This window comes from Acinetobacter sp. WCHAc060006 (assembly GCF_004209135.1).
Classification (GTDB): domain Bacteria; phylum Pseudomonadota; class Gammaproteobacteria; order Pseudomonadales; family Moraxellaceae; genus Acinetobacter; species Acinetobacter cumulans.
In genome coordinates this window covers 118,714-138,560 of sequence record NZ_SGSS01000003.1, presented here as the reverse complement: position 1 = coordinate 138,560, position 19,847 = coordinate 118,714, and the positions used below count along the sequence as shown (strand labels likewise).

The following is a 19,847-nucleotide window of genomic DNA, read 5'->3' as shown; positions in this document are numbered from 1 at the left end:
AATGTGCTATAACAGATGCGAATCATTATCGTATCTGATTTGGTAATTATTCTCATTTGTTTGTATACTGTTCAAAATATTTAAGGGTTGGATGCGGTGCGTTTATCTGATTTAAAAGTCAAACAAACTGCCATCATTAGCAAAGTAAATCGTACTTTGGATGGCGAAACTCAGACTGATTTAGTAGCAAGTCGCCTAGAAACGTTGGGTTTTGTTGCGGGTACGAAAGTACAAGTTATCACCAAAGGCATTTTTGGTGGTGATCCTATTTTAATTCAAGTTGGATTTACGCGTTTTGCTTTACGTAAAGTCGAAGCCGAAAAAATTGAAATTTTGCTTGAAGGAGCGTCAGCATGAGTGATGCTCTTCGTATTGCTTTAGTCGGGAATCCCAACTGCGGTAAAACCTCATTATTTAACCATTTAACGGGTACGCGCCAAAAAGTTGCGAACTATGCGGGTGTAACCGTTGAGCGTAAAGTTGGTCAATTTGTATTGCCTTCAGGTAAGCCTGTACGTGTGTTAGATTTACCCGGTACATATAGTCTGAATGCGACCAGTCCCGATGAAGCGATTACCCGTGATGTGGTACAAGGTAAAATTGCAGAAGAAGGCCAACAAGATGCATTTTTATGTGTGGTGGATGCCACAAACTTAAAACTGCATTTGGGCCTTGTCATGGAAATGATTGAGCTGAAACGTCCTATTCTACTGGTATTGAATATGATGGATGAAGCACGTCGTCGTGGCATGCAGATTAATACGCAAAAACTTTCTCAGCGTTTGGGTATTCCAGTGGTAGAAACAGTGGCTGTACGTAATGCAGGCATTGAAAATCTCATGGGTGCGCTGGATGCAGGCACCTTTAGAACACCTGATGCTGCGTTGAGTGACGTGGGCAAAGCAGATTCTGTTCATGCACAAATCGAAAACATCTTAAAAGATGTAGTGGTGTATGTAGACCAAGAAGATAAGCGTTCTGACTTTTTAGATAAAATATTTTTACATCCTGTGTTTGGCTTGATTAGCCTTGCTGTGATGATGTTTGTGGTATTCCAAGCGGTCTTTGCATGGGCTGCGCCATTTATGGATGGTATTGAAGGCTTCTTTGGTTGGTTTGGCGAAACCGTTGGTGCTTATATTTCACACCCAATGCTCAATAGTTTGGTGGTGGACGGCATTATTGCGGGTGCAGGTGGTGTTGTAGTCTTCTTGCCACAGATTTTAATTCTTTTCTTCTTTATTTTGGTTTTAGAAGAATCGGGTTATTTACCTCGTGCCGCATTCCTTTTAGACAAGTTGATGTATAAAGCTGGCTTAAGTGGCCGTGCCTTCATTCCATTGCTATCAAGTTTTGCATGCGCCGTACCTGGCATTATGGCAACTCGAAGCATTAGCGACCCACGTGACCGTTTAACCACGATTTTTGTTGCGCCACTGATGACCTGTTCGGCACGCTTACCTGTTTATGCGCTACTGATTTCTGCTTTTATTCCAGAAAAAATGGTTTGGGGAGTGTTCAATCTACAAGGCTTGGTACTGTTTGGCTTATATGCAGCAGGGATTGTGAGTGCTTTATTGGTTGCGACCGTACTTAAATTCTTCCAAAAAGATAAATCACAACATGCACTTTTAATGGAATTACCAAGTTATCGTATTCCAGATTTTAAGAGTGTTTGGATTGGTCTATTGGATCGCGCCAAAATCTTCTTAAAGCGTGTGGGTGGTATTATCTTTGCGCTTTCAATTTTATTGTGGTTCTTGTGTACCTTCCCTCAACCGCCAGAAGGTGCAACGCTGCCAGATATCGATTATTCATTTGCAGGGATGCTTGGGCATTTAATGCAACCTATTTTTGCACCACTTGGGTTTAATTGGCAGATTTGTATTGCCTTAATTCCAGCAATGGCTGCACGTGAAGTGGTTGTGGCTGCTTTAGGTACGGTATATGCCTTATCTGCAGCAGACGATGATGCTGTGGCACAAGGGCTATCAACACTCATCAGTACGGGTGACTTAAGCTGGTCATTGGCAACAGGTTTGTCACTGCTCGTTTGGTTTATTTATGCACCGCATTGCTTAGCGACATTGGCAACAGTGAAACGTGAAACAGGCTCAATGAAAACAGTTACATTCATGACGATTTACCTGTTTGGTTTGGCATATTTCATGTCATTTTTGACCTATCAAATTGCATCGCATTATTTAGGTTAAAAATTTAGATTAAAACATTTTACTTTGATGGTAAAAGGAGATTGAGATGATTGAAATTCTAATTGTGGCTGCTTTGGTCATTTGGAGTGCTGTCGTGGTGTTTAAAAAGGTATTTCCTCAAACATCGAACTCAGTCTTCACGTCTATTTCAAAAGCTTGTGCACGCCGTGGTTGGTCAAAACTGGCAACATGGTTAAAACCTGCTGCGGTTGCGGGTTGTGGTGGGAGTTGTGGTTGTTCTGCTACAGAAGAAGCACGCCCTCAAAAAGAGCAAGTACAGGCGGTTAAATGGAAGTAATTGCTTTAGCCATTGAAAATATGCTGTGTAAAAGAAAACCGTCATTTTTATGACGGTTTTTTTACGCGCCGACACAAAAAAACCATCATAAAGTTAAAACAGAAAAAGCATTCAAAACAGCAAAGTGCTAACATTTCCACAGTTGTAAAATAGACCATAAACAGAGGCAAAAATGTTAATACAACGTGGTGGATTAAAAGTCGTTGCTGGGCTCGGAATATCTGGTGTTGCAGCAGTTAATTTCTTACATGACAAAGGCTACCGTGTTGCAGTAACAGACTCTCGAGAAACGCCACCCGGACATGACCAAATCCCCAGTGATGTGCAAACCAGTTTTGGTCAATTAGATCAAGAATTGTTATTACAAGCCGAAGAAATTGTCATTAGCCCAGGGCTTGATCCAAAATTAGTAGAAATACAAGCTGCGGTTGCAAAAGGCATTCCTGTGGTGAGTGAAATTCAAATTTTACGCCGCGCAACAGATAAACCGATTGTTGCCATTACAGGTTCAAATGCGAAAAGTACCGTAACCACTTTATTTGGCTTAATGGCTGCTGATGCTGGTAAAAAAGTGGCTGTGGGTGGTAACTTGGGTCGTCCTGCTTTGGACTTAACCAAAGATGATCCTGAGCTTTATGTGCTTGAACTCTCAAGCTTCCAACTCGAAACCACATCCAATTTGGCTGCTGAGGTGGCTGTAGTGCTCAATATGAGTGAAGACCATTTAGACCGCCATGGCGATATGATGGGTTATCACACAGCGAAGCACAGAATCTTTCAAGCTGTGAAAAAAGTTGTATTTAACCGCGACGACTCTTTAACACGTCCGTTGGTGCCAGATGCTACCCCAATGCAAAGCTTTGGCTTAAATGCACCTGATATTAATCAATTTGGTGTGTTGAAAGACGATGATGGCACTATTTGGTTGGCACGTGGTCGTGAGCGTTTACTCAATAGTGCAGACATGTATATTCAGGGCACGCATAATGTAGCGAATGCATTGGCATGTTTAGCATTAGGCGAAGCAATTGGCCTAAGCCTAGACAGTATGTTAAATACCCTAAAAACCTTTAAAGGTTTAGAGCATCGCTGTGAGTTCGTGAAAGAATTGCATGATGTGCGTTATTACAACGACTCAAAAGGCACCAATATTGGCGCGACATTGGCCGCAGTGGATGGCTTAGGGGCTGCCATTGAGGCCAAAGGCGGTAAAGTGGTCATTATTTTAGGCGGTCAAGGCAAAGGGCAGGATTTTACTGCACTGCGTGATTCGCTACAAAAATATGCCAAGGTTGCAGTACTCATTGGTGAAGACCGCCCAATTATTGAAAAAGCAATTACAGGAACAACCACATTAGTACATGCTGAAACTTTAAAACAAGCAGTTGAAATGTGCCAACAACATGCTCAAGCGTATGATGTCGTACTACTATCACCTGCATGTGCAAGTTTTGATATGTTTAAAGGATATAGTGAACGCGGCCATCAGTTTGTCGACTGCGTGAACGCATTGGCTTAAAAAAATGATAAGGAAAGTTGTATGGCTGGGTTAGCTCAGACGACCATAACTAAAATTACCGAGGTATATGAGCGCTGGGCACCACGCGTGCCCGCCGAAATTACCACACGTAATGTGCTCATATTTAGTGTATTGGCATTGCTGTGTATTGGTTCAATTATGGTGGCATCGGCATCTATGCCGTATGCTGCACGTTTACATGAAAATCCATTTCACTATATCACGCGACATGGGATTTCAATTTTAGCTGCTTCTATGGCGGCTTATGCAGTATATAAAGTCCCTTTAAATGTCTGGTTTAATAATACTTTTCCATTTTGGATATTAACCATTTTACTGCTGGCCGTGGTGTTGGTCGCTGGTACAGAAGTCAATGGTTCCACCCGATGGATTAAAATTGCAGGCTTTACCTTACAGGCTTCTGAAGTGGCGAAGGTGATGATGGCCATTTTCACCGCCGATTATGTGGTACGAAGGGCAGAGGAGGTGCGTAATAGCGTCTCTGGCTTAGTGCGCTTAGGTGGGGTCATGATTATCACGGTCGGCCTGATTTTGGCTGAGCCCGACTTAGGGGCAACCGCTGTAATTGTCTTGATGATTTTAGGCGTATTCTTTTTGGCAGGCGCGCCTGCTGTACAGTTTATCGCGTTCATGGCCTTTATTGTGGTGGGCTTAATTGTCGCGATTGTCTTTGAGCCATATCGTTTACAACGCGCCTTATCGTTTACCAATCCTTGGGCCGATCCGCTGGGCACAGGTTATCAGCTCTCTAATGCGTTGATGGCTTTTGGTCGTGGTGAATGGTTTGGGGTTGGTCTCGGTCATAGTATCCAAAAAATGTCCTATTTACCTGAAGCACATACTGACTTTATGTTGGCTATTTTGGGTGAAGAGTTCGGCTTTATGGGGATTACCACCGTGATGATTCTGTCATTCACACTGGTGGTCTGCAGTATTAAAATTGGTCATCGTGCCTTACGTAATCAATACTTGCGTGCAGGCTATTTGGCTTATGGCATTAGTATTATTTTCTTACTGCAAATTTTGGTGAATGCGGGCATGAACATGGGGATGCTACCAACAAAAGGTTTAACCTTGCCTTTTATTAGTTATGGTGGTTCATCTTTAATTATGTGTGCGGTGATGATGAGTTTAATCCTTAAGATTGAAAGCACGACCAATCAAGTAAACCCAAGTAAAGAAGAATCGAGCTTCTAAGCCGTTTAAAGTTGAATCGATCAGCCGAGTAGGGTGAAAACCGTACTCGGCATTTTTATGCCCGTGTGGGCGAATGTTCAGCTTTGCCCTAGGTGTATACACAGAATGAGCGTAATAAGCGCCGTATAAAAGATGGATACAGTTTAAAAAATCTAGGTTATAACAGTATAGAAAGGTAATACACAGGCGTAGCGGTGTGTTTTTAGGTGTAAATACCTTCGAGCATAGTTTGATGTGGAATATATGTACTTGACCACTGTGCAACCGCTTGTTGGAGCATACGTGCAGGGCGGTCGAGTTCTACTTCGGGTTGATGTAAAGCTTTGAGTGCACGTTGTAGCAATTGCGAAGGTTGGCTTAAATCTAAAGCTTCGGCCATATTTTGCTTAGAAAGTTTTTGCCTTTGATCATTCATGGCAAGCGGCAAGTGCATATACTGCAGTGGCGCATAGCCCAAAAGTTGACCCAACCAGATTTGTCGCTCGGTGTTGTCGAGTAAATCGGCACCACGCACCACATGCGTGATCCCTTGCAAATGATCGTCGACAACAACAGCCAATTGGTAATTAATAATGCCGTCACGGCGTTTTAGCACGAAATCACCTAAATCAAATTTTAAATTCGATTGATGCGTACCTTGAATTGGATCTGTAAATTGGATGACTTGATCTGACACTTTAACCCGAATGGCTTGATGGGCTAAATCGAGCTGTAGATCTCTGCACGTGCCTTGATAAATATGATTAGAACCGAGCATTTTACGTGTGCATTGGCAAGCATAGACCAAGCCTTGAGCATGTAATTGCTGAATCACGTCTTCATAAATGTTTAAGCGGTCTTTTTGAAAAATGATGTTGCTATCTGGATCAAATTCAAAGGCATCTATGGCACGTAAAATATGCGCTTCACTGCCAGGATAAATGCGGGGGATGTCGGTATCTTCAATCCGAACCAGCCATGAACCTTGCTGAGCGCGGGCTTCGCAATAGCTTGCAACAGCAGTAATTAAAGACCCAAAATGCAAAGGGCCGGTTGGCGATGGCGCAAACCGACCCACGTAATTCACTTCTTTCCCTTCCTGATTTAAAGGAAGGGGGAGGGATGCATTACTCAATAACATGAATTAACCGTTATTTTGCTTCTCTTTGATCTCTGCCAAAGTCTTACAGTCAATACAAAGAGTCGCAGTTGGGCGTGCTTCTAAACGACGCAAGCCAATTTCGATACCACAAGTTTCACAAAAACCGTAGTCATCGTTTTTAATTGCTTCAATTGATTGCTCAATTTTACGAATCAATTTGCGTTCACGGTCACGTGTACGTAATTCAATCGCAAACTCTTCTTCTTGTGTAGCACGGTCGTTAACATCAGGAAGTGCAGTGTTTTCATCCTGCATTGTGTTTAGCGTACGGTCAACTTCAGACATCAACTCAGATTTCCACGCAAGTAAAATATTGCGGAAATGTTGAAGTTGGCCTTCTGACATGTATTCTTCATTTTTCTTCGGCTGATAAGGTTCAATACCAAATAAGCTTGCAGTAGAACCGCCATCAGCCGACTTTGGCTTAGTTTTGCGTACGCGTTTTACAGACTTCTCTTCTGCAACATCAGTTTGTTCGTCTAAAACTTGATTTTGGTTATCATTCGCCATATAGGGCATTCCTCATCATATACGTAAATGGTTATACGCAAAAAATATGGTGATATGCATGTTATATCCACCCTTTCAAGGAGTTTCCTCCTGTGGGGGTCGTCATCATATAGACTTTTTTTCCTTTTTGATAGTCCCAGATGTCTGGATGTTTTATATCACTTTTCCATTTGAGGACATAAAGTAATAGAAAAAAAACAAATTGAAAAGTTAATAACCTGAAATTTCGACATTTATTTGTGGCTGCGATAAAGCAACACGATGTACTTCGGTTTCAAATTCGCCATTATTCTTTAAGCGTATCACTCTATATCCAGGTAAAACTTGATCTAAAGCAAAGGTTTGGCTATATGGTTTAAACTGGATACTGGTCGAAGGTGTCGATAAAAATTGAATATTATTCCATGTATTCATTGAATCTTGATGCACGTGTCCACAGATCACAATTTTGACATTACTGTGCTGTGAAATCACATCCATCAAATGTGTCGCATTTTTAAGTTTATGCTGATCAATCCATGCAGATTCCATCGCAAAGGGGTGGTGATGGCAAGCAATCAAAATATGCTGTTGTGGGTGATCACTCAGAAGCTGATGTAATTGTTGTAACTGTGTTTCGCTAATCCAGCCATCGACTTTGTCTTTGACTGCACTATTGAGCAAAATCGCACTCCATGCACCATAATGTAAAATGTGTGCTTGATCTTGCTGCAAATGGAATGGAAAAATTTCTGTACAGTCATGATTGCCTGGAATTTGATAGTGGGGAATATCTAATCCAGTCATAAACTGCAAATAACGGCTATAGGTTTCAGCAACAGGGACTTGTGCGAGGTCACCTGTGTGAATAATCGCATCGATATGTGGCACTTGTTGCTGAATGTGATGCATCACTTCGTGAAAACTTTGCTCAGGGTTGACTGAGACAAAATCTAACTCGTGTTGATCCATCAGATGTGTATCTGATATTTGAATGATGGTCCAATCAAACACGGAATCGTGTTTGTGTTGATCATTATTATTAATGAGAGGCATGTCTTTCCCCTTAGACATTCTTCATAGTATCTATCTGCATTTGTAACCATTGCAAGGCCATTATGACAGGCGCATTCTTTAACCGACCATTGGTTAATAATGCTGGAATATCAGTGTAATCGATCAGATGAAGCTGAATATTTTCACCTTCTTCTTCTAAGCCAAAAATACCACCTTGTTCGGGTAGTTGTGTGGCTGCAGCATATAAATGAAAAATTTCAGAGCAAGCACCCGCAGAAGGATAGAAGGTAAATAAATGCTGAAGCTGGTCGATTTCACAGCCTGATTCTTCAAGGCTTTCACGGCGAATACAGCTTTCAGGTGATTCTTTTCCATCTAATACGCCTGCAATGACTTCGAGTTGCCATGCAGAATCTGCATCATCAATTGCACCGATACGAAATTGTTCAATTAAGCCAATTTTTTGTTGTGTTGGGCTATACAATAACACGCCTGCAGCTTCTTTACGTTGAATGAGTTCACGCGCCAAAGTACGACTATATTGTTCTTGATTAAATAAGCGGTAACGTAAGCTGACTTTTTCAACTTGAATAAATCCTTTGAAGACATGCTCACGGCTTTCTATCGTAAAATTATTCTGATTATAAGAGGCTTGTTTAATAATATTCATAAGCTTTATTAGGATGAAAAACAGCTGTTTTTCATCCTAACTGAGAATGACTCGAAGATAAAAGATTTTTTGTGTCAATTATACTTTGGAGTATAATTTTTGGCCATGTTCCTGATAAACGGCTTTCATTTCACTAAATCCATGTTCAATTTTTTGATTTAATGTATGCATTTCAGTGCTTTGGCTGGAACTATTTGCCTTGGCATATTCACGTACATTTTGTGTAATTTTCATAGAACAGAACTTAGGTCCGCACATTGAACAGAAGTGCGCAGATTTATGTGCGTCTTTTGGCATGGTTTCATCATGCATGCTTCGAGCTGTGTCAGGATCTAAGCTTAAGTTGAATTGGTCTTCCCAGCGGAATTCAAAACGGGCTTTAGAAAGCGCATTGTCACGTGCCTGCGCACCCGGATGGCCCTTGGCTAAGTCGGCAGCATGGGCTGCAATTTTGTAGGTAATAATGCCGTCTTTTACATCTTTTTTATTGGGTAAGCCCAAGTGCTCTTTCGGTGTAACATAGCAAAGCATGGCTGTACCGTACCAACCAATCATGGCTGCGCCAATTGCTGAAGTAATATGGTCATAGCCTGGTGCAATATCAGTGGTTAAAGGGCCGAGTGTATAGAAAGGTGCTTCTTGGCAGACTTCAAGTTGTAAGTCCATATTTTCCTTAATCATGTGCATAGGTACATGGCCGGGGCCTTCAATCATCACCTGAACATCATGTTCCCATGCGCGATGGGTTAGTTCCCCTAGGGTGCGTAATTCACTAAACTGCGCTTCATCATTGGCATCTTGTATGCAACCTGGACGTAAACCATCACCTAAACTAAATGAAACATCATAGGCTTTCATAATTTCACAAATTTCATCGAAATGTGTGTAGAGGAAGTTTTCTTGATGATGTGCCAAACACCACTGTGCCATGATGGACCCACCACGAGAGACTATCCCTGTGAGGCGGTTAGCGGTCATTGGTACATAGCGCAATAGCACTCCAGCATGAATGGTAAAGTAATCGACGCCTTGTTCGGCTTGTTCAATTAAGGTGTCTTTAAAGATTTCCCAGTTTAAGTCTTCTGCAACACCATTTACTTTTTCTAAGGCTTGGTAAATTGGTACTGTGCCAATGGGTACAGGAGAATTACGAATAATCCATTCGCGGGTTTCATGAATATTTTTGCCGGTTGATAGGTCCATAATCGTGTCGGCCCCCCAGCGGGTAGCCCAAGTCATTTTGGCAACTTCTTCATCAATGCTTGAACCCAATGCCGAGTTGCCAATATTGGCATTAATTTTGACTAAAAAATTACGACCAATAATCATCGGTTCAATTTCAGGGTGATTAATATTGGCTGGAATAATCGCGCGGCCTTCAGCGACTTCTTTACGCACAAATTCAGGTGTGATTTCCATTAAATTATGTGCGCCAAAGTTTTGACCTGCATGCTGGCGCATATCCACACCTTCGCTTTGGCGTTGGTTTTCACGAATTGCGATGTATTCCATTTCTGGGGTAATAATGCCTTGTTTGGCATAATGCATTTGCGTTACATTTTTTCCAGCTTTTGCACGGCGTGGTTTTTGTATGTGTGCAAAGCGAATCTCTGCCGTACGAATGTCACGTAGGCGTTCTTGGCCAAATTTAGAGCTGAGTGTGTCTAAACATTCTGTGTCGTTACGCTCGGCAATCCAAGCTTCACGCACGTGAGGTAAGCCGACATTGAGATCGATATTGACATTTGGGTCGGTATACACGCCAGAGGTGTCATAGACCATCAGTGCCGGATTTTTTTCGAGGCCTTGCTCGGTTGGTGTATCTGTTAATGCAATTTCACGCATGGGAACTTGTATATCTGGGCGTGAGCCTTGGAGATATACCTTACGTGATGCAGGTAAAATTCGAGTGAGATCTTTAGCATCTTGCTCATGTTGAGCAGAAAGATCTGTAGCGGTGAGATTCGTTAATTGGTTCATTACAATGATCCTTATGAATGACATCAACGAATCAAGCACGACCAAAAACAGGGGGCAAGTTGTACTTATGGCGCGCCTGAACATATAAAAATATGTAAAAAGCAGGGTATTTCTACCGACCAATAGACAAGATATAGGCTTTCAGTTTTTAGCTGGCTTGATTCCTACGCAGGTATTAACCTGATCAGGTTCAACGGTACTCACCTTTAAAAGCATGTAATGCTTTTAAGTGATCTCAGCGGGAGATTACCCGCGCTCCGTCAAGCGATGCTCTAATTTTAGCGGAGTTGTACTGAAAAACAAAGCACGAAGCGACAGTAATCAGTACGATAAAAATGCTTTGCGAAGATTTAACAAGGTGATGATGTGTATACATCACAGACAGATAGCATCACTAAAACAGTCTTTGCTAGAGTTTTGGCGTGTTAAATCAAGATAATGTATCAATTGTTGTTCGGCAGTTGCAGATGCAGGAATCTTTTGTCTACGTTGCTCTTCGCTCATGTGATAGAACTGAATAAATTTCTTCGCCAATTTTGATAATTCAGAATCATGGCGTTGGGATAGTTTTTCAATTTCCTCCCAAGAGCTTACTCGTACAGAATATTGGTCATGATAGCCTTCTGATACGGGGCTTTTGGGTGCACCAATAAATAAAAAATAACGATATTGTGCGAGAAGCAATTTAGCATCACTTAAGTAGCTACTTTGTGGATATTGTTGAATATAATCTTCCCAATAGAGCGCGCGCCGTGCCACTTCAAAGGGTTCAATGAGCAGGCTTTTGTCTTGAATAGCAGTTTCAATATTTTGATGCGCCAAGTTTTCAATAAATACTTTTTCAGCCTCTGGCATATATGGCGCAAAAATCCGGGCCAGATATTCAGGGCTACGACGGTAGCTCAGTTGTTCATTGCCTGCATCCACCACTTCAACATAGGCTTGTCCTTGGTGTTTGAGTAAGTATTGATCACGGGCGGTCAGCTGTTCAAAATGACTCTGATGAATGGTGGGGTGTTGTGCCATATCAAACGCATAGCGCTCAAAGGCGATTTGCTGTGCAGGGGTACGGGTAACTTGTAAAAAGTTATCGTACATTTTTAAGGATAGGCTTAATAAGGCTTTTTGTTGCTCAAGATTAAGCAAAGGCAAGCAAACTTTTAAATCTTGATTAATTTGTTCTAGGGCAAAAGTGGTACGCTGATCATTAATCTCAGCCATATTTTTTTTAATATTTTGGCACATGAGCGTGAGATCAACTGCCGTATTTTGTACTTTAGGTGTTTCAATTTGCTCTTTAATTGGGTGTGGCTCATCTTGTTGCTGACAGGCAACCATTGCAATTATGCAACCAATAAGGAGAATTCTGTATGGAACAGAAAAAAAAGAACGTAAAGACACAGTCACCCAGTCACAAAAAATTGAAATTTGTCCGATAGAATGTCGGTATTTTATAGCGCCAAAAGCATGAAGAATGTGTAGTATTGTGCATTGCTTTGTTACAGCGTTGTCAGCGTTTATGATTATTTCAGGAAAATACGCTAAATTATAAGAATCACTGTAAAAAATTAATAAAAATCATACGGAAAATTGCATAAATCGCTTTAGTATTTGCTTTGACTTCAGATTGAATGTCAAAGAAGCGATAAAGAATTGCAGGGATTTGCCAAAAAAAATGAAGATAAATTACTTACTCTGTACGTGTGCGTTGTTCTTAAGTCCATGGGCCACTGCCTTGGATTTGGTCGATGCTTATGAACGAGCAAAACAGTCTGATCCTACTTGGCAAGCCAATCAGTTGCAGTATAAAGCCGATCAATTGAACCTTGGTATTGCTTCAGGCAATTTATTGCCCACGATTAGCTTATCGGGCAATGTGACCCGTAAAAACCAAGGTGAAAATACATCAGGTGCATCGGCAGGGTTGAATATGCCTAGCAGTGTGACCAGTAAACAAATTGCTTTAACAGCTCGCCAGCCACTTTTTCGCTGGGATGCATGGGAAGGGTTAAAGCAAGTCAAAACCTCAATTAATTTGAGTGAAATTAGTCTTCGGTTACAACGACAAGATCATATTTTAAATGTCGCGGATTCCTATTTTAATGTACTGCGTCAGCAAGCTTTAACCGTGGCTAATTTACAAGAAGAAAAAGCACTATCTGAACAGCTCAAAATGATGGATGCCAAGCTCAAAGAAGGCTTAGTGGCTAAAAGCGATGTGAGTGAAGCCAATGCGCAGTATCAAAATGCGCGGGCGAACCGCATGGCCACACAAGTACAATTGGTGTTGGCACAAGAAAAACTCCAGCAAATGATTGGCCCTTATACTGAAAATTTAGCCGTGCTACGTGATGATTTTGAATTTCAGAAACCTGTTCCAAGTAGTATGCAGGCTTGGGAAGATTTAGCCATGGGGCAGAACCTCGGTATTTTGCAAGCACGTATGCAACAACGTTATGCCGAAGATAAAAAGCGTGTCGAAAAAGCGGCACTTTACCCACAAATTGAAGCTGTTGGTACGTATGGTTATGCCAAGCAAAGCCCAAACTCGATCATGTCGCAAGATGGTCAGTTTAACCAAGTGGGTGTAGAAATGAATTGGAATCTGTATACGGGTGGGCGTACGCAGAAGTCGATTAAACAAGCCGCAGTGAATGTGCAAAAAAGTGAAGCAGAATTAGACGCAGCTGTCCGTAAAGCCACAACGGATGTCAAGCAAGCCTATATGCAGGTAGACACAGATCAAACGAAGATCCAAGCGCGTAAAGCTGCAATGGAGTCTTCTGCAACGGTGTCGAAGGCTTCACAAGCACAGTACCGTGAGGGCTTAAAAACCATGGTCGATGTACTATTGGCGCAGCGTAACGCTTTTTCTGCTAAGCAAGATTATTTAAATACCAAATATGATTATTTGGTCCATGTATTGAAGCTTAAAGCGGCTGTGGGTAAGTTGAGTGAAACTGACCTTGAAGAAATGAACATCTGGCTGTCTCAACCTACGGTCGATATGCGTATAAATAAACCTTAAGTCGTCATAAAAGCTTCATAATGGATATGTTCTAATAGAGCCTATTAAATTCTCTAAATTTGTTGCTGTGGAGTGCATGCATTGAGCCCAAACAACCCAATTTTAAATCACCATATTTCGTCTCAATTTAATGAAGATTTACAGGGTGTAAACACGAAGTTTATGACCATGGGTGGTTTGGTTGAACAGCAGGTGGCAAATGCAATCCATGCTTTATTGGATACCGATGCCGCGATGGCGATTGATGTGCAATTTCAAGACAATGCAGTAAATCGTTTAGAAACAGAAATTGATGAAGCGCTGACCTTAATTTTGGCACGTCGTCATCCTGCAGCTATTGATTTACGTATGGTGATTGCAATGTCCAAAGCCAATACAGATTTAGAACGAATTGGTGATGAAGCTGCAAAAATTGCCCGTATTGCACAAAGCTTATGTGAAGAGGGTGGTTCACCTCGCGGTTACATGGAAACTCGTCATATTGGTAACCAAGTGCGTGTCATGATTCATGATGCCTTAGATGCTTTTGCACGTTTAGATGTAGATCAGGCTTTAAAAGTACTGTTGGCTGATGCCGATATTGACCGTGAATATCAGTCTGCAACACGTACTTTAATGACCTATATGATTGAAGATCCGCGCCATATTACGCGTGTGATTAATGTAATGTGGGTACTTCGTTCTTTGGAACGTATTGGTGACCATGCACGCAATATTTCAGAGCAAGTGATTTATATGGTGAAAGGTCTTGATGTGCGCCATACCAGTGTAGAAGAAATTGAGTTGAAGGTTCAGCGCTAAGCGACTGAATGAAGCTTAAAAGCCTGCGAATTGCAGGCTTTTTTATTTTTAAGTGCGTATGGTTTGCTTAACTATGTGTTTCTTCTTCACCATCTTCTTCAAAGGTTTTGGCAATTTTTTCAATATTGAGGCTCTTGGCCATCGCATCAAAAATATCTTTATACACACCTTCTTGATGATAAAGCTGATGATGTTCGCCATGTTCTGCAATACATCCATCTTTCATCACATAGGTGTAATCAGCATCAATAATTTGCGACAAACTGTGGGAGATAATGACCACAGTACGGCCTTGCTTAATTTCATCGAGGCTGTGTTTGATTTGCTCAGTGGCAATCGCATCTAAGCTGGCTGTAGGTTCATCTAAAAAAATAATCGGTGGATTTTTTAAAAACATTCGTGCTAAGGCAATGCGTTGTTGTTGGCCACCGGACAGCATAAGTGCATCTGTGTCATAGCTATGTTCGAGTTGCAAAATTTGCTCATGAATTGAGGCTTTTTTTGCAGCTTCAATGACATCGTCTAAGCTGGCATGGGTTTTACCATAACGAATATTTTCAAAAATTGTGCCTTGGAAAATATGATTTTTTTGCAAAACTAAACCAATATGTTCACGTAAATAATGCGTATCGATGTCTTGCAGGGGAATCCCATCAATCTGAATTGTTCCTGCTTGAGGTTGGTAAAATTTGTCTAAGAGACTAATTAAGGTCGATTTTCCTGCACCCGACAAACCGACTAAGGCAGTAATTTTATTGGGTTGAATGGTCATATTGATCTGTTTTAAAGCTTGATGACCATTGGGATAGGAAAAGTCGACATTTTGTAGTTTAAATTCACCCTGAATTGATGGCTTTAAGGGGCCAGAATGTTCAATTTCATCATCCGCTTCAAGAATGCCAAAGAAGCTTTCGGCATAAATCATGGCATCATTCACTTCATCATAGATGCGATGCAAAGAGCGAATCGGAGCTGAAACATTATTAAAGAGTAAAACATGGTACATAATCATCCCAATGGTCATTTGTCCATCGAGCACAAAATAGGCTGTTAATATAATAATGAGCACAATGCCAATTTGTTCAATAAAGGTTTTTAAGCCATCAAACACAAAACTGGTTTGGCGCGTGCGCATTTGGTTGTGGGTGAGTTCTTTTTGTAGTTTTAGCTGTTTTTCTGCTTCAATCGATTCGCGATTAAACGACTTAATGACGGTAATTGAATTAATAATACCTAAAATCCCTTGGCTTTTTTTCTCACGACCGTCACGTAAGTTTCTACGCCATCCCCCGAGCTTTTGCGCTTGTTTATAGGTCAGCCAAAAGTAAATTGGCACAATGCTAAGGGCGACTAATCCGACATAGATGTTGGCATAAAACATGAGCCCGAGCGCAACAATGGCACTGGTAAATAAGGGCAAGATATCAATAAAAAATATTTGCACTAAGCGGGTGAGAGAGCCAATCCCACGGTCAATACGAGTTTGTAATTTACCCGCTTGGTTTGCATCGTGATTAAAAAAAGCCAAGCGATAGGTGAGAAATTTTTCAATAATGCCTTGAGCTAAATCTTGCGATACAAAAATGCGCAGTTTCTCGCCATAAAATTTTTGACCAAATTGCACCACCGCATTGAGGATTTCTTTGCTTAATAAAATGATGCTAATGGTGATTAAGATGCGCCAGCCTTCGGCGAGACCCTGACCAGCCTCTAACAGCGAATTGATCCGATCGACGGCATATTGCAAGGTGAGTGCATTGACTTGTGCTGTTAAGGCGCCAATAAGCGTTAAAATTAAGGTCGCGATAACCAATAATTTATAAGGATGCACAAAGGGGCGTAACTTATGAAAGAGTTGCCAAAGGCTCATGGGCAGTTATTTTTATTGTTGAATTGATTTTAGTGTAAGTATTTCAACCCATACCAACAAGCGACTTCCTTGTATTAAATTGTGAGCAAAATTGCATAAGTATAAGTCTACAGTAGGCCAGACAAAACAAAGTGCCCTCGACCAGAGACATTACTTTTATTGAGACAAGAAAAAAGCCCATAGAAACATGAGCTTTTTACTTCTGAGGAGTGTCTTCTTTATATCGCACAAAGATGTCATGGAACATTATGGTTGATGAAGAACAATAATCATATTATGAGAATCTATCTAAATATTCAACTATTTTTGTGCAATCAAAGATGCTTTTATAGAGGTGAATGCTGTGTTTGCTCAGCCAGTGTATTGACCTTTTTCTCAATTAAACTGGCATTTTCTTGCAAAATCTCAATGAGTTTTTGTAGATTAACAAACTCAAAGCGGTTTTTAGATGCTAACAAGGTCAGTGCGAGTGGTGGTTCTTTGCTGGAAAATTTGATCGGCACGGACAAACCAGAAATATTAGGATCGAGTTCACCTACAGAAAAATAATAGCCTTGCTTTTTAATCTTCTTCATTTTTTCTAAAAACTCATGCTGATCTTGCGCAAAATTGACTGCTGATAATTGTTCTGCAAAGCGTTGATAGTAATCCAGCATCATCTGTTTAGGTAAATGTGAAATCATAACTTTGGCTGATGAACCGACAAAGACAGGACGTGGACAACCGCGACCATACGACAGCAGCAAGGTGTTTTTATACACTTCATCATGTAGATCAATGCAGGAATCATGATTTAAATGCGTTAATAGGCAAGAAAACTCTGTCCGTTCGACAATATCTTGCATAAACGGCGTGCTGATTTGGACCAAGGGATCTGTGGTACGTGAAATATAGTCCAAAACGGCTATTTTTGAGCCCAATGTATAATCGCCAGAGGTTCCACTTAGGCGTTGTAATAGTTCTACAGAGACCAATTCTTTTAAATAGCGGTAGCTCGTGGGTTTTGATAAGCCAAGTTCTTCACTGATGATATCGACATTAATGACGGGACGTGAAATAGAGAATAAGTCCAAGACAGTAAGAATTTTACCAAAACTGGATAGGGCCATAAAAAACCTACTTGCTCAAAATAAGCGGAAAATTTCAAATTAAGAGTTACTTTATAACAAAAACACTGCTGCTCTGCAGGAGTTTTCGACACATTCTGTATGTCAGCTGTGAGCTTCAAAGGAGAATCTTTGGCTCTTGGATTGCATTTTAATTAGAAAGTATGAAGATAAAATAAGTTAAATTATCACTATTGGATAATTTATATTGACTTTAAATGCTAAATTTGAAAAAATGCAACCAAAATATCTAATGGCGAATTATTAACCTTTATTTGGGTTGGTGCATTCTTTCGCCAAATTTCTTTGCTTTTAAACCATATCTACGTAGGCATCGTATTGGATGTTGGACCTGCTCAGGTCGAGTCATCCCTGTGAGTTCGTGGTTTAAAAGCATCATCTTTGAGAAAGACATGTTATTAACCAAACAATTACTTGCATTTCGTCCGAATAAAATGGACTGGATTTTTGCGACTAAAACGTTTTTAGCAGGCATGCTTTCACTTTATGTTGCATTCGCTTTAAATTTGGCCTATCCCATTTGGGCGATTGGCACTGTATTTGTTATTGCCAATCCTTATGCAGGCATGACGTCTTCTAAAAGTTTGTATCGCGTTTTAGGGACGCTATTGGGTGCGGTCGTTTCCGTTGCTGTTACACCGTTTTTAATTAACACCCCTTGGCTATTTACTTTCTTTTTAGCCTTTTGGGTGGGTTTTTGTCTTTATATTTCACTGTTAGACCGAACCCCGCGTAGTTATGTGTGTATGTTGGCGGGCTATACCACGGTGATTATTTGCTACAACATTATTTATAACATCGATACCAGCTCTATATTTGATATGGCTGTAGGGCGGTTTTTAGAAATTACGGTTGGGGTGGTGTGTAGTGCGATTGTGACGACCACTATTTTTCCAATGCATATTGGGCCTGCTGTAAAAACCCGAGTGTCAAAAGCACTTTTAGATACAAAACAGCTTTTTGAAAAAATATTAATAGATGAAAAAGCATTAGAAAATTACAGCACGGCGCTGAGTCATATTGCACGTGATATTGCTGATATTCATGTCATGGCCGTGCATTTGACTTATGAAAAATCAACTTTGAAGGGGATGACCAAACCCTTACAAGAGTTATTGCATCAGCTCAGTATGCTGGTGAGTAATATGGTTGCCATGGCAGAACGCATTAAACAACTCGATGAAATTGATACGAATTATCGACCACAGCTAGAGCTTGCAAGACAACATATTGTTGAATTTTTGGATACACATGAAGATTTTTCTGAGCGTGAATTAAACACTTTACCTGAAAGTTTTGAACAGGATTTTGCCAATATATCGGCGGTGGCAACCTCATCACAACAAGTGGTTATTCAGAGCTTTAAAATGGATATTCGCCATTTTATTCAGAATGTACGTGCAATTAAATTGATTTGGCAGCGCATACAAAAAGGTGATGCATCTTTACCTGAGAGTGTTGCGCCCTTAACCACTACTTATCCAAGTCTACATCGAGATCATGGGATGGCGGTGCGAGGAGGAATTTCTGCATTTTTAATTGTGCTGATTGCCACAGGTTTTTGGATTATGAGTGGCTGGAAGGCCGCATTTATGTTGGCTGAAATGGCGGCAATTAGTGCATGTATTTTGACGTCGATGGATAACCCTGTGCCTGCTTTGAAAATGTTTATTCGTGGGAATATTTATGCAGGGGTTATGGTGTTTATTTATGCCTACGGTATTTTTCCGCACGTCACCGAGTTTTGGCAGTTGGCCTTGGTTCTTGCGCCATTTGTAATGTATTGCTTAATGATGTTTCCTCATCCGCCCTTAACTGGCTTGGCTTTACCTGTCCTTATGGGAACGATTATGGGACTTAACTTTCAAAATCGTTATTCGTTAGATCAGATCTTCTTTTTTGATGCGTCTATTGGCACGGTACTTGGTCCAATTATTTCTGTTTATGTAATTCATTTGGTTCGAGCGATGTCGCCAGATATTACGGCACAGCGTATTTTGGCCTTACATTACAAAGATATCAGGCAAGCCTTATATATCCCTTATGGAGTGAACTTCCGCATTCACCTACGTGGCATGTTCGATCGGATTGGTATTCTCAATACCAAAGTAGTGCAATCAGACTTATTAAAGAAAAAGATTAATTTGGCCCTGATTGAGTCCAGTGCGGTTATTGATTTAACCCGTCTTCAAGAGCTGATTTCTAAGTTGAATGACGAGCCTGAACTTTGCCTAAGTTTGGCAGCGTTACAGTCTCATTTAGATGATTACTTCCGTGCGAAAGAGCTATATCAAGCAGAAGGTCAGTATCGAAATGAAATATTAAGCCAAATTCAAACATTAAAAATTCGAGCTTTAGATATGGAAAATTCGGATCTTTCTCAGCGACTACAGATTTCACTTAACAATATTCAAAGCAGTTTGTGTCATGCAAGTTTTGATAAAACTGAACAAACACATTGGGTGGGAGCATAAAT

General features: G+C 40.8%; 16 protein-coding genes and 1 riboswitch. Of the genes, 8 read left to right on the top strand and 8 right to left on the bottom strand.

What is annotated here, in order from left to right:
• Positions 1-96 precede the first annotated feature (96 nt).
• The 5 genes from EXE29_RS03305 (at position 97) to ftsW (ending at position 5,248) form a co-directional block, all read left to right on the top strand.
• Entirely contained in the window at positions 97-357 is a 261-nt protein-coding gene (locus EXE29_RS03305; RefSeq protein WP_106983870.1) for a FeoA family protein, read from the top strand.
• A complete protein-coding gene (gene feoB, locus EXE29_RS03300; RefSeq protein WP_106983871.1) occupies positions 354-2,213 on the top strand; it encodes a ferrous iron transporter B in 1,860 nt (619 codons plus the stop codon). The genes EXE29_RS03305 and feoB overlap by 4 nt, the downstream gene beginning before the upstream one ends.
• Before the next feature lie 46 nt (positions 2,214-2,259).
• Entirely contained in the window at positions 2,260-2,511 is a 252-nt protein-coding gene (locus EXE29_RS03295) for a DUF6587 family protein (protein WP_106983872.1), read from the top strand.
• 172 nt (positions 2,512-2,683) lie between these two features.
• Positions 2,684-4,030, top strand: coding sequence for a UDP-N-acetylmuramoyl-L-alanine--D-glutamate ligase (murD, locus tag EXE29_RS03290; RefSeq protein ID WP_117006925.1), 1,347 nt, complete (start codon positions 2,684-2,686; stop codon positions 4,028-4,030).
• A 21-nt stretch (positions 4,031-4,051) separates the two neighbouring features.
• Positions 4,052-5,248 carry a putative lipid II flippase FtsW gene (gene ftsW, locus EXE29_RS03285; RefSeq protein WP_106983874.1) on the top strand — a complete coding sequence of 399 codons (1,197 nt, stop codon included), beginning with the start codon at positions 4,052-4,054 and terminating at the stop codon, positions 5,246-5,248.
• 202 nt (positions 5,249-5,450) lie between these two features.
• Here the strand turns inward: ftsW and gluQRS are convergent, their stop codons facing one another.
• The 6 genes from gluQRS to EXE29_RS03255 form a co-directional block, all read right to left on the bottom strand.
• Positions 5,451-6,368, bottom strand: coding sequence for a tRNA glutamyl-Q(34) synthetase GluQRS (gene gluQRS / locus EXE29_RS03280; RefSeq protein ID WP_120363875.1), 918 nt, complete (start codon positions 6,366-6,368; stop codon positions 5,451-5,453).
• A 3-nt stretch (positions 6,369-6,371) separates the two neighbouring features.
• Positions 6,372-6,899 (bottom strand): RNA polymerase-binding protein DksA, encoded by a 528-nt coding sequence (gene dksA, locus EXE29_RS03275; RefSeq protein WP_106983876.1) that lies wholly within the window; start codon positions 6,897-6,899, stop codon positions 6,372-6,374.
• 210 nt (positions 6,900-7,109) lie between these two features.
• The gene (gene cpdA, locus EXE29_RS03270) at positions 7,110-7,934 is read right to left on the bottom strand and encodes a 3',5'-cyclic-AMP phosphodiesterase (RefSeq protein WP_120363876.1); all 825 of its coding nucleotides are present in this window, start codon (positions 7,932-7,934) and stop codon (positions 7,110-7,112) included.
• 10 nt (positions 7,935-7,944) lie between these two features.
• Positions 7,945-8,565: an NUDIX domain-containing protein gene (locus EXE29_RS03265; RefSeq protein ID WP_120363877.1), complete on the bottom strand. Its 621-nt coding sequence runs from the start codon at positions 8,563-8,565 to the stop codon at positions 7,945-7,947.
• Positions 8,566-8,643: 78 nt separating this feature from the next.
• Entirely contained in the window at positions 8,644-10,545 is a 1,902-nt protein-coding gene (thiC, locus tag EXE29_RS03260; protein WP_106983879.1) for a phosphomethylpyrimidine synthase ThiC, read from the bottom strand.
• 144 nt (positions 10,546-10,689) lie between these two features.
• A riboswitch (TPP riboswitch) is annotated at positions 10,690-10,815 on the bottom strand.
• A gap of 105 nt (positions 10,816-10,920) precedes the next feature.
• The gene (locus EXE29_RS03255; RefSeq protein WP_120363878.1) at positions 10,921-11,883 is read right to left on the bottom strand and encodes a hypothetical protein; all 963 of its coding nucleotides are present in this window, start codon (positions 11,881-11,883) and stop codon (positions 10,921-10,923) included.
• 337 nt (positions 11,884-12,220) lie between these two features.
• Between EXE29_RS03255 and abuO the strand changes: the two genes are divergently transcribed.
• Together abuO and phoU are read left to right on the top strand one after the other, a co-directional pair.
• Positions 12,221-13,573: a multidrug efflux outer membrane protein AbuO gene (gene abuO, locus EXE29_RS03250; RefSeq protein WP_106983881.1), complete on the top strand. Its 1,353-nt coding sequence runs from the start codon at positions 12,221-12,223 to the stop codon at positions 13,571-13,573.
• 81 nt (positions 13,574-13,654) lie between these two features.
• A complete protein-coding gene (gene phoU / locus EXE29_RS03245; protein WP_106984095.1) occupies positions 13,655-14,374 on the top strand; it encodes a phosphate signaling complex protein PhoU in 720 nt (239 codons plus the stop codon).
• Between the two features lie 67 nt (positions 14,375-14,441).
• On the opposite strand, the gene EXE29_RS03240 is transcribed toward phoU, so the two are convergent.
• Together EXE29_RS03240 and EXE29_RS03235 are read right to left on the bottom strand one after the other, a co-directional pair.
• Positions 14,442-16,244 (bottom strand): ABC transporter ATP-binding protein, encoded by a 1,803-nt coding sequence (locus tag EXE29_RS03240; protein WP_120363879.1) that lies wholly within the window; start codon positions 16,242-16,244, stop codon positions 14,442-14,444.
• Positions 16,245-16,570: 326 nt separating this feature from the next.
• Entirely contained in the window at positions 16,571-17,353 is a 783-nt protein-coding gene (locus EXE29_RS03235) for an IclR family transcriptional regulator (protein WP_106983882.1), read from the bottom strand.
• Between the two features lie 410 nt (positions 17,354-17,763).
• Here EXE29_RS03235 and EXE29_RS03230 point away from each other — a divergent pair, with 410 nt between their 5' ends.
• Complete coding sequence (locus EXE29_RS03230; RefSeq protein ID WP_117006919.1) at positions 17,764-19,845, top strand: FUSC family protein; 2,082 nt, start codon at positions 17,764-17,766, stop codon at positions 19,843-19,845.
• Positions 19,846-19,847: the final 2 nt, after the last annotated feature.